General features: G+C 55.0%; 10 protein-coding genes and 1 other RNA gene. 1 reads left to right on the forward strand and 10 read right to left on the reverse strand.

The annotated features are described in order from the left end of the window. Positions 1-33 precede the first annotated feature (33 nt). From tyrS to glmU, 8 genes are all read right to left on the reverse strand, one after another. On the reverse strand, positions 34-1,314 hold the full coding sequence (gene tyrS / locus SRBAKS_RS12945) for a tyrosine--tRNA ligase (protein ID WP_229591314.1): 1,281 nt from the start codon (positions 1,312-1,314) through the stop codon (positions 34-36). 37 nt (positions 1,315-1,351) lie between these two features. Further along, complete coding sequence (locus tag SRBAKS_RS12950; protein WP_229591315.1) at positions 1,352-2,137, reverse strand: TIGR00282 family metallophosphoesterase; 786 nt, start codon at positions 2,135-2,137, stop codon at positions 1,352-1,354. 50 nt (positions 2,138-2,187) lie between these two features. Then, positions 2,188-3,054, reverse strand: coding sequence for a CheR family methyltransferase (locus tag SRBAKS_RS12955; RefSeq protein ID WP_229591316.1), 867 nt, complete (start codon positions 3,052-3,054; stop codon positions 2,188-2,190). Between the two features lie 163 nt (positions 3,055-3,217). Continuing rightward, positions 3,218-4,774 carry a ribonuclease Y gene (rny, locus tag SRBAKS_RS12960; RefSeq protein ID WP_229591317.1) on the reverse strand — a complete coding sequence of 519 codons (1,557 nt, stop codon included), beginning with the start codon at positions 4,772-4,774 and terminating at the stop codon, positions 3,218-3,220. A 182-nt stretch (positions 4,775-4,956) separates the two neighbouring features. Continuing rightward, positions 4,957-5,141: non-coding RNA, 6S RNA (gene ssrS / locus SRBAKS_RS12965), on the reverse strand. Positions 5,142-5,170: 29 nt separating this feature from the next. Continuing rightward, complete coding sequence (zapA, locus tag SRBAKS_RS12970) at positions 5,171-5,437, reverse strand: cell division protein ZapA (RefSeq protein WP_229591318.1); 267 nt, start codon at positions 5,435-5,437, stop codon at positions 5,171-5,173. A 12-nt stretch (positions 5,438-5,449) separates the two neighbouring features. Beyond that, a complete protein-coding gene (locus SRBAKS_RS12975) occupies positions 5,450-5,626 on the reverse strand; it encodes a hypothetical protein (RefSeq protein ID WP_229591319.1) in 177 nt (58 codons plus the stop codon). 71 nt (positions 5,627-5,697) lie between these two features. After that, complete coding sequence (gene glmU / locus SRBAKS_RS12980) at positions 5,698-7,071, reverse strand: bifunctional UDP-N-acetylglucosamine diphosphorylase/glucosamine-1-phosphate N-acetyltransferase GlmU (RefSeq protein WP_229591320.1); 1,374 nt, start codon at positions 7,069-7,071, stop codon at positions 5,698-5,700. A 154-nt stretch (positions 7,072-7,225) separates the two neighbouring features. Here glmU and SRBAKS_RS12985 point away from each other — a divergent pair, with 154 nt between their 5' ends. After that, positions 7,226-7,804 (forward strand): HD domain-containing protein, encoded by a 579-nt coding sequence (locus SRBAKS_RS12985; RefSeq protein WP_229591321.1) that lies wholly within the window; start codon positions 7,226-7,228, stop codon positions 7,802-7,804. Positions 7,805-7,910: 106 nt separating this feature from the next. Here SRBAKS_RS12985 and SRBAKS_RS12990 read toward each other — a convergent pair whose 3' ends face one another. Next, positions 7,911-9,869, reverse strand: a complete 1,959-nt coding sequence (locus tag SRBAKS_RS12990; protein WP_229591322.1) for an OPT/YSL family transporter — start codon at positions 9,867-9,869, stop codon at positions 7,911-7,913. A gap of 26 nt (positions 9,870-9,895) precedes the next feature. Continuing rightward, complete coding sequence (locus SRBAKS_RS12995) at positions 9,896-10,678, reverse strand: substrate-binding periplasmic protein (protein WP_229591323.1); 783 nt, start codon at positions 10,676-10,678, stop codon at positions 9,896-9,898. Positions 10,679-10,692 lie beyond the last annotated feature (14 nt).

The following is a 10,692-nucleotide window of genomic DNA, read 5'->3' on the forward strand; positions in this document are numbered from 1 at the left end:
CAGCCCGCATTTATTTCTTCTAAAGGCGTTGAGCTATATTTTACTAATAAGCCCGTAGTTCTTTTTCCCCTTGCGGATGACAAGCAATTCGCCAGCCATGAAGTCGCTGTCAGTAATTTCATGTCCGTCTTCAACGCGATCTCCATTGATATACACGCCACCGCCCTTGATGTCCTTGCGGGCCTGTCCCTTGGATTTGACCAGACCGAGGTCCATCAACATCTGGGGCAGATCGGGCACATCGCCGGGAGCGTAGCGGAAGTTGGGCGCGGATTCGAGCGCGGACCGCAGGGTGGCGGTGTCGATGGTCTTGAGATCGCCTTTACCGAACAGGGCGTCAGTGGCTGCCAGGACTCGTTCCAGTTCGTGCTTGCCGTGGATCATGGTAGTGATTTCCTCGGCCAGCCTCTTTTGGGCGGCGCGCAGGTGCGGAGCTTCTTCAAGCTGTTTTTCCAGATCAAGGATTTCATCCTGTTCAAGGAAGGTGAAGAGCTTGAGGAACTTGATCACATCGGCGTCATCGGTATTGATGAAGAACTGATAGAAGGCATAGGCCGACGTCAGTTCAGCGTTCAGGTAGACCGCATTGCCTTCGGACTTGCCGAATTTTTTGCCGGATGCGGTGGTGATGAGCGGGAAGGTCAGGGCAAAGGCCTCGGCCTGCTCCTCATCGTGGGCATAGCGGCGGCGGATGAATTCACAGCCTGCCGTGATGTTGCCCCATTGGTCGCCGCCACCGATCTGCAACTTGCAGTTGTAGTTCTTGTACAGATGAAAGAAGTCATAAGACTGGAGGATCATGTAGGAAAATTCGGTGTAGGAGATACCGGACTCTTCGCGGCCGATGCGCCCTTTGACCGATTCCTTCTGGAGCATCCAGTTGACCGTGAAGTGCTTGCCCACGTCGCGCAGCAGCTCGATACAGGTCATGTCCTTGGTCCAATCGTAGTTGTTGACGATATCCGGACGTTCGCCGGTGTTGCGCTCAACAAAACGACGGACCTGGCGTTTGATCAGCTCCAGGCGTTCTTCAAGTTTATCGTCGTCGGATAGCTCGCGTTCCTTGTCCTTGCCCGAGGGATCGCCGATACGGCCGGTGGCTCCACCCATGAGGTAGAGCGGGTTGTGGCCCGCTTTTTTCATGCGGACCAGGCAGAGCAGGGGAACGAGATTGCCAACATGCAGGGATTCGGCGGTGGGGTCAAAGCCGCAATACATAGAGGCCCCGGGCGTAGCCAGATACTCCCGTACCTTGTCTTCGTCAGAAACCTGATTGATCAGCCCTCGCCACTTCAAATCATCGTAAATATTCACTGTAATCCTCATTATTGCAGTGCTGGAAATGTCTGTTTCACGGTCTGTCGTTCTGCTTGAACGTGGTCATGGAGACCGCGTTGCCGGTGCTATCATCTATGTCAAAAATCGCGCCTTGTAAAATCCCTTTTCCGCTGGCGGCTTCGAGTTGCCTGGGCAGGCCTGTCAGGTATCGGTCAAGGATGATTTCAGGCTTCATGCCCAGGCAGGAATCTTCGGCCCCGCACATGCCAAGATCGGTCAGATATCCTGTGCCGCCGGGCAGTACCTTGGCATCATTGGTCTGCACATGCGTGTGCGTGCCGACCACGGCAGAGACCTTGCCTTCAAGGAAATAGCCCATGGCAATCTTTTCGCCTGTGGCTTCGGCATGGAAATCGACGATCTGCACAGGAATATCGGCTGGCAGGGCGTCGATAACGGTTTCGATGGCCGCGAACGGACAGTCGATGGGCGGCATGAAGGTTCGACCGATGATATTGATGACCGCTACCGGCGGGAGCCCGTCTTTTCTGAATATCTGGACACCCGAACCGGGCAGGTGTTCCGGGTAGTTGTGCGGCCGCAGCAGACGTCCGTCCGAGTCGAGCATGGAATAGAGGTCTTTGAATTTCCAGATATGGTTGCCGCCGGTAATACCATCCACGCCCGCTTTGAAGAGCTTTTTTGCGTGTTTGGATTTGAGGCCGTAGCCGCCGCTGGCGTTTTCGCCATTGGCAAAGGCGAGATCAATACCTTCTTCCCGTTTGATGCGGGCAAGGTTATCCGTGACGGCCCGCATACCAGGGTCGCCAACGATATCGCCGAGAAACAGAATGCGCATGATACTCCTTGAAAATGGAACGAAAGAAAGAAAAAGGGCGTGCCGGTCTGCTAGAGACGTTGGAAGACTGTGGGCGCGACCTGTTTGATGGGCAGGTTCATGCCGGACAGGGACTCTGAATGGCCGATGAACAGATAGCCGTTAGGCTTGAGATTATTGCAGAATTTGTTGAAAAGCATGGTTTGTGTGTTGCGGTCGAAATAGATGACCACATTGCGACAGAAGATGATGTCCTGTTTCTGTGGCAGTTTGAAATCTTCCATGAAATTCAGCTGTTTGAACGAAACCTTGTTTCGCAGGATGGAGTCCATCTTCACTTTGGTCTTGTCTTTGGACTTGAGCATGTACTTTTTCTTGTATTTCATGTCCACGTCGTCGACCTTGTCGATGGAGTATATGGCGCGCTTGGCCTCGGCCAGAATCTTCTGGGAAATGTCTGTGGCGAGAACAGAAAAATCAAAACCGGAGTGCGTGTCTGTCCACTCGTGCAGGACCATGGACAGCGTGTACGGCTCTTCACCGCTGGAGCAACCGGCAGACCAGATGTTCAGGGGAGAGTGACGCCCGATGCCGCGTTGCCATAGCTCGGGAAGTACTGTGTTGTTCATGATGTCCCAGTGTTTGGGCTCGCGGAAGAAATGGGTGGTGTTTGTGGTGACCACGTCGATAAGGTTGGTCCGCTCGGCTTCACGGCCTTCCTTGGAAAAAACGTAATCACAGTACTCCTTGTAACTGGACATGCCCAGCGCACGCAGGCGTTTCTGGAAACGGCTTTGAAGCAGAATTTTCTTGGTGGGCGGCATCTTGATGCCGAATTCGGAATGGATAAGCTCGCTGAATCGTTTGAATTCAGCGTCACCCATTTCCGAACGAAAGACTTGCAGATTTCCAGCTTCAGCAGAATTGTTTCCGGCCATGCCATTTTCTCCATGTCGTGAAATACACACTCTCAATCATACTACGCAAAAACATCACTGTGTTCCATGATAAAGTTTATGAACAACAGAGATGCCTTCAGGGGAAGTCTGAATTAAAAGGCCCCGAAACTACATGAAGTTCCGAGGCCGTTTGTTTGCGTGACTATTTGGCGTACCCGACGGCCCGCTTTTCCCTGATGACCGTTACCCGGATCTGGCCGGGATAGGTCATGTTGTTCTCTATTTTTTCCGCTATATCCTTACAGAGCACGTATGTGTTCTCATCACCGACCTTTTCGGAGTCGACCATGACGCGAATTTCACGGCCAGCCTGGATGGCGTAGGCCTTTTGCACGCCGTCGAACCCGGTGGCCAGCCCTTCCAGCTCCTCAAGGCGCTTGACGTAGTTCTCAAGCAGCTCCTTGCGTGCACCGGGACGTGCGCCGGACAGTGAGTCCGCGGCCTGGACCAGATTGGCCAGGATGGACATGGGCGGCGTGTCTTCGTGGTGCGCGGCGATGGAATGGATGATTTCCTTGGATTCGCCATGCTTCTTGGCGAGGTCTGCGCCGATGATGGCGTGGGGGCCTTCAATTTCGTGATCAACGGCCTTGCCGATATCATGCAGCAGACCTGCGCGCTTGGCTTCTTTTTCGTTGAGGCCGAGTTCGGCTGCCATCACGCCACACAGGAACGCGACTTCCATGGAATGTTGCAGGACGTTCTGCGAGAAAGAGGTCCGGTAGTGCAGGCGTCCCAGCAGGTTGATGACCTCGGGGTGGATGCCGTGGACTCCCACGTCAAAGGTGGCCTGTTCGCCGATCTCCTTGAGCTTGGTGTCCATTTCGCCTTCCACCTTGCGGACGATCTCTTCGATGCGGGCCGGGTGAATGCGGCCATCGTGGATGAGCCGCTCCAGCGCCTGCTTGGCGATTTCGCGCTTGAGGGGGGAGAATGCGGACAGCACCACGGTCTCCGGGGTGTCGTCGATGATCAGGTCCACGCCGGTGGCGGCCTCCAGGGCGCGGATGTTGCGCCCCTCACGACCGATGATGCGGCCTTTCATATCTTCGGATGGCAGGGTCACCGCGGTCACGGTCTGCTCTCCGGCATAGTCGCCGGCATAGCGTTGCAGGGCCAGAGAAAGGACTTCCTTGGCCTTTTTGGAGGCATTTTCCTTGGCCTCCATCTCAATGTTGCGAATCATCTTTGCGGCTTCATGGCGGGTGCGGGATTCGATCTCCTTGAGCAGGTTCTCTTTCGCTTCTTCCACTGTCAGGCCGGAAATTTCCTGAAGCTTGCGTTCGTGTTCGTCCGCTTTCTGTTCCAGATCTTCTTCAAGATCACCCAGTTGTTTTTCCTGTTTGATGAGCTGTTTTTCCAGCTCTACCATCTGGGCTTCCTTGTCAGCGACCTGTTCCCGTTTGGCATCCAGGCGCTCTTCTTTGGAATGGAGTCGCTTCTCCTCGCCTTTGAGCTGGGCCTCCCGGTCCTTGAATTCCCGTTCAAGCTCGGTTTTCTGACTATAAATTTCATCCTGTGCCTGAAGGCGGGTCTCTTTTTTCAGAGCCTCGCTTTCTTTTCTGGCTTCTTCAATTATGCGGTCTGCCAGACCCCTGGAATCTTCTACTTTTTTATTGGAGATGAATTTGCTGAGAATGAGTCCGATTCCCAGCCCTGCAAAAACTCCACCGCCAACTATGGCGATTTCGGTTATCATGGGGTTACTCCTTATTGTATGTTGACAGGCTAAAGGGCGGCCTGTTGACGCCATCACTGTAAGCAACTCGGAGAGCACAAAAAAGCGCTCCATCGCGAAGAGAAGGAGTAGGGGTGGTTTGGAGGAAAGGTCGCAGTCAATATGATCGTCTGAAAACGCCGGCATGGCCGGTCAGACAATATAAGATCCCCGGGGAAGCCGTGTTGCCTGTTTGTTTTGAACCTGGCATATCCAGGTGGGCATGTCTCGTGTCCCTTCAGGCTTCCCGGTCGAACCGGGCCTGCACACCAGGACACTGGAGTCGTCGCCCTTTTACAGAGTATTGGCTCAATAACACTCCGGGCAATCACGCGCGCCCCAGGGTAATTCCTTGCCAACCTCGGTATCGGACAGTTATCAGTCCGATTCCGTTGAGGTTTTTTCCAAAATCTCTCCGATCTTCTCTTCCTGTCGCGTTCGTTTTTCTTCCGCGACAAGGAAATCATCCGCCAGACTCAGAAGGAGGTAGGTGAGCAACCTTTCTTTGCTGATATCACCCGCGCCTTCAACAAGCTCCTTGTGCTTGTTCTCAATAAGCGTCTGTGCGGCTTTGATGCGAGTACTGTCCGCATCTGTCTTGAAGGATATATCAAGTCCCAATAGGGTCAACGTATAGCGTGGCATCGTAAAACGCTATCATTCCAGCTCGTTTTGGATTTTCTCCAAAAGCAAATCGATGCGAGATTCGATTTCGCGACGTACCGTTTTCTCGGTCTCGATCTCTTCCCTCAAGCGCTGGTTATCGTTCTTTAATTCACTAATTTTATTCAACAACAAGTTGAATCGCTCTTCAAGTTGGGTAACTAGTTCCATGATTAATATCTATTCTTTTTTTGCAAGCAACGCAATCCTTTCTTTCCCAATTAGAGGGTGCAAAAACGGACTTATTTCTTGAGGCGTCGCTTAATGTTGATCTGCTTTCCACGCGCAATGCCGGCCTGGTTTTCAGGCACGTCCTTGGTGATGGTGGAACCCGCGCCCACCAAGGCGTTTTTGCCGACAGTCACCGGGGCAACGAGCGCGGTGTTGGAGCCTATGAATGCGCCTTCACCGATCTCGGTTTGAAACTTGTTCTTGCCATCGTAATTGCAAGTAATGGTACCGGCTCCGATGTTGGCTCCGCCTCCCACAATGGTATCGCCGAGATAGGTCAGATGTCCAGCCTTGGCGCATTCGCCCAGAGTGGCTTTTTTCATCTCCACGAAGTTGCCCACCCGTGCGTCTTTTTCGAGCTTCGCGCCGGGCCGCAGTCGGGCATAGGGGCCGACCCAGCATCCTTCGCCGACCTCTGCGCCTTCGATGTGATTGAACTGGCGCACGTCACACCCCGTGGCAAAGGTGGAATCCGTGATGTACGAATATGACCCCATACGTGCGCCGGTGGCCACGAACGAGTCACCGTAGATTTCGCAGTGGCCGAATATTTCCGCGCCCGGCTCCACCTTGACGCGGGGACCGATGATCACGGTGTCCGGGTTGTGAATGAGCACGCCGGAGTCAATGAGGTCGTCCACCACCTGCCGTCTGAGAGCTGTTTCCGCCGTGATCAGCTCGCGGGGGGAGTTGATGCCCATGAGGGAGATGTCGTTTCCGCACTGGACGCCGTCCACGCTCAGGCCTTCCTCGACCGCCAGTTCAACGAGGTCGGTGATATAGTATTCGCCTGATTTGTTGTCGTTTCTCAGCCGGGACAGCAGCGGGCCTATGGTGTTTATCTTGAGCAGGTAAATGCCCGCATTCACTTCACCTGTGACCGGGCCATGCACGGCCATGTCAAAGTCCTTGGCCTCCACAATGGCGGTGATCTTGCGGCCTTCGCCACGGACCACTCGACCGAACTCGCCGGTTTCGCGGGGGGTGATGGTCATGAACGCCAGATCGCAGCAGTTTTCGGCCTTGAGCAATCGATCCAGAGCCTCTACGGTCACGAGCGGGGTGTCGCCGTTGATGACCAGGCAGTGGGTGGCGCCGGTTTTTTCCACTGCGTCCCAGGCGACCTGAAGCGCGTGGCCCGTGCCGAGCTGCTGCTCCTGCATGACAAAGCGGTCGCACATGTCCGGGAAGGCAGTCTTTACACCATCGGCATCATGGCCGATGACGGTCAGGATGCGTTCTTTCATGATCGGTGTGAGCGCGGCATATACATAGTGCAGCATGGGTTCGTTCATTATGGTCTGCAGGACTTTGGCTTTCTGGGAGTGCATTCGTGTACCCTTGCCGGCAGCCAGAACCAGTGCGGTTATTACATTCTTAGGCATATATTCTCCGTGGTTGCGGATTGTTACTACAGTGTCGAGGCGTTAAAATACCTGCTTGGAGAGAAAAGGACAAGCCGCAAAGAGAGACTCTTTGCCGATTCGATGATACGGCATGCATACGTCAATACAAATACGAAATGGAAGGACTTGAAAAATGGCGATCAATGAGAACACCATTCCGAATATACTCGATTTTCTTCGTCGGGCCGAGGGACTCAAATCCACGCTGCGGACCTCCTGGACACGGAATGGCCGCCAGGAAAGTACGGCCGAGCACAGTTGGCGGCTGGCCTTGTTCGCCATGCTGATAACGGATCAGTACCCGGACCTCGATGCCCTCAGAATACTCAAATTGTGTCTTGTCCACGATCTCGGGGAGACCATCAACGGCGATATCCCGGCTCCCAAGCAAAACGGCTCCAAGACCGAAGATGAGCGGGCGGACATGGTCGATCTGTTGCGTCCGTTGCCTCAGTCCATGCAGGACGAGTTCATGAGCCTGTGGGAGGAGTACGAGTTCATGCAGACCCCGGAAGCGCAGGTGGTCAAGGCGCTTGATAAGCTTGAGACCCTGCTCCAGCACACGCAGGGCATCAACCCCCCGGATATCGATTACGCCTTTAATTTGGACTACGGCACCAGGTATACGGATTGTGATCCGTTCATCCGTGAGCTTCGGGCAATCATCGACACCGAGACCCGCTGTTGCCAAAAGGGTTCCCTCGGCAAATAACCGGTTTTATCTTCTCCTGCAGACGAGAGCACAGCTCTCCCACCTCCTCTGCAAACTGGCAATACAACCGTTTTGGAAAAAGCGAGATAGGGTCGTCAGAAGCGCGTCAATATGCCAATCGGCCCAGCGATTTCATGATCAGGGTGCAGCCCATGGCGAACATGCCGGTGAGGCCCATGCCGCAGGAGAACCCGGCCAGCAGAACTGGGGCGTAATGCCGCCACTGCTTGCCGTATTTTTTCATGAAATAGAATCGTCCGAGCAGTGCGCCGATCACTTCGAGGAGCAGGCCGTGAGGCGTGGACTGGCCCAGGCCGCGCACCACGCCATAGACAAGCAGTACGGGCAGGCCGAGTACGTTGAGCACCGAGTAGAGGATCAGCCCGAGACCCAGCCCGGACGCCACGACCGGCCCGGAGAGCGCCTCGAAGAAGAGCGAATTGCCTTCCAGGGTGGAGGTCTGCATGAGCAGGGTGTTGAGGGCCTGCAAATGCCAGAGTTCCTGGGCAAAGGGATATTCCGGTGAGGGGATGGGTGCCAGTTGCCACAGGAATTGCGAGAAGAGCAGCGAAGAGATCATGACGATGGGAAAGACGATGATCTCCGCCTTGATGATCCCGCGCAGGCTGGTTCCGGTCAGTTCGATCTGACGGAACTGGACAGTGGCCTCGCCATAGTTGTGGATGGGAATGGGGGCGTACCAGATCTCCAGTCCCTGATAGCCGAAGAACTTGGCTCCGGCGATGAAGGAGAATTCCCGAACCATGGGGAGCGAGATGAATTGACCGGCCACACCCTCCATGCGTGCGGTGATGTACGAGATCACCGGGGTGTAGATGAAGCCGTAGAGCACGAAGAAAATCCAGGGGAAGGACGGCACCAGCCAGACGCAGAAGGCGATGTAACAGAGCGTGGAAAAGACATAGATGCCGATGGACACCCAGAAGTTGATGTCGCCCCGGCCTTCCGGCGGGTTGAACAGCACTGAAAAATCAAGTCCTTTACCGCTGGTGTCGCGGAAAGATTTGATGACGTAATAGATACCGACCACACCGATGGCCAGACCGAGCCCGATACCGAAACTCATGTAGAAATCAAAGTTGTTGGCAAAGACCGTTTCCACGGTGGCCATGCCCGGATGCCAGCGATGCAGGATGCCGTGGGCGTAGAGAATGGGGTTGGCGATGATGGTGACGATGAGGCCGACCAGCCCGCCGATGACCGCCCAGAACGGCAGCACCATGCCTATGAAGACCAGCCCGAGATCGAACTGAATACCTGTCGCCACGGCCGGCAGCGTGTCCTCGGTGTGCATGGTCAGCTCTATCCACGGGATGGGGATGAGCCGTATCGGTTCGGTAAAGAGCAGCCCCGAGAGCGCAGGCAGGAGCACATAGAAGAAGCCGAAAGCGAGTCCGATGACCCCGCCTATGGAGAACACCCGCCACTTCCAGCCGGTTTTCTTGTCTTCAGTGGATTCGGCCAGGGCCATGGTGCCCAGTGCGCCCACCGGAGCCATGGGGAAAGGCAGTTTTTCCACGTCCGAGGTGATGCGATACAGGGAATAGCCCAGCCCGAAATGGTCGATGCGCTGCACGAGCTGCGCGCCGATGAGCAGCATGATCGGCACCAGCCAGTCACGATGCATGAACGTGCGTTCGAGATAGGAGCCGGAACCGAGGGCCGGGGCGATCCAGTGCGGGATGAATTCGGTCAGGCCGAGCATGCGGGCCGCGTCGGACTGCACCAGATACTGGTTCCAGAGAAGCCCCTGAAAGGGCGATGCCAGCGCTGCGCCTGCCATGTAGTACAGCAGGAAAATTTCTTGTTGTTTCAGATGGGTATACGATCTCTTGGCGATCTCGGCAAAGAGGATGATGGTCACCCACCGGGCCGCCGGGCCGATTCCCTGTCCGATGACCAGTTGCAGATACATGGAGCCGGGCATCATCAGGAAGCCAATGAAAATGGCACCGACAATAGTCTTCCAGTCAAAGCCCTCTTCGAACTTGTCCGGCGGCTTCATCAAGTCGCGATATTCTTTTAACTCTTTATCGTCGTACATGGGTGTGGCTCCGACGGTTCCGTTTGTTACCTGTATTGATCGAGAATGGCGGGCAGGGTGCCATCACGTTTCATCGCTCTGAGCTGTTTGTTGAATTCGACGACAAAGCGTTCCCATTGTGGCGTTTTGATGAAGACATATCGATACCAGGCGCTGTCGAAAGGGGTTTGGTCCATTCTGAATCGCTCTGGCTCAAGGTTGGGGTGGTTCCTGAGAAACCACTGTGTTTCAGCGCGGTTGACCATGGCGGCATCCACTCTGTGGCGCGAAAGCAACTCCAGCATTGTATAGGGCGAGTTCGTGTCCACCCGGGTTATCTGGCCGGTGGCGAAATAGGGCTCAAGGGCCGGATACACAAACCCGGTGATGGCGGCGACCGATTTGCCGAACAGGCTCTGGGGCGCGGTGTACTGCAGATCACTGTCGGCCAGGTACAGCAACACGTCCTCGTTGAGCATGAAGGGTTCGCTCCATAGGAATTGATCCGGGTTGGCTGTCCACTCCTTTGCCATTGCAAGCGCGTTTACCTCTCCTGTTCCCAACAGCTCCCATGTTCGTTTGTCAGGAAGGTGGACGGCGCTTGTCGTGTACCCCATGGGCTCGGTGATGGCCCTGAAGATGTCGATAAGCACGCCTTTGTGCTGGTTGTCCGTCGTGGAGATGAGATAGGGCGGCCAGTCGGTACTCGGCATGCCGATAGTGATGTCTTTCTTTTGCAATGCGGTTTGTGCCGCGTGCGTCATGTCAAACGCGCTCGCGATGAGCGCCATGGTAAGGGTGAATGTGGTTATGAGGAATGTACGTTTCATGAGTGTCCAGTCAA

The sequence above is a fragment of the Pseudodesulfovibrio sediminis genome, assembly GCF_020886695.1.
Lineage (GTDB): Bacteria > Desulfobacterota > Desulfovibrionia > Desulfovibrionales > Desulfovibrionaceae > Pseudodesulfovibrio > Pseudodesulfovibrio sediminis.

Bases quoted from the DNA above. Each gene is read 5' to 3' on its own strand.
- SRBAKS_RS12950 (WP_229591315.1), bottom strand. From the start codon at position 2,137: ATGCGCATTCTGTTTCTCGGCGATATCGTTGGCGACCCTGGTATGCGG.
- SRBAKS_RS12955 (WP_229591316.1), bottom strand. From the start codon at position 3,054: ATGGCCGGAAACAATTCTGCTGAAGCTGGAAATCTGCAAGTCTTTCGT.
- rny (WP_229591317.1), bottom strand. From the start codon at position 4,774: ATGATAACCGAAATCGCCATAGTTGGCGGTGGAGTTTTTGCAGGGCTG.
- zapA (WP_229591318.1), bottom strand. From the start codon at position 5,437: ATGCCACGCTATACGTTGACCCTATTGGGACTTGATATATCCTTCAAG.
- SRBAKS_RS12975 (WP_229591319.1), bottom strand. From the start codon at position 5,626: ATGGAACTAGTTACCCAACTTGAAGAGCGATTCAACTTGTTGTTGAAT.
- glmU (WP_229591320.1), bottom strand. From the start codon at position 7,071: ATGCCTAAGAATGTAATAACCGCACTGGTTCTGGCTGCCGGCAAGGGT.
- SRBAKS_RS12985 (WP_229591321.1), top strand. From the start codon at position 7,226: ATGGCGATCAATGAGAACACCATTCCGAATATACTCGATTTTCTTCGT.
- SRBAKS_RS12990 (WP_229591322.1), bottom strand. From the start codon at position 9,869: ATGTACGACGATAAAGAGTTAAAAGAATATCGCGACTTGATGAAGCCG.
- SRBAKS_RS12995 (WP_229591323.1), bottom strand. From the start codon at position 10,678: ATGAAACGTACATTCCTCATAACCACATTCACCCTTACCATGGCGCTC.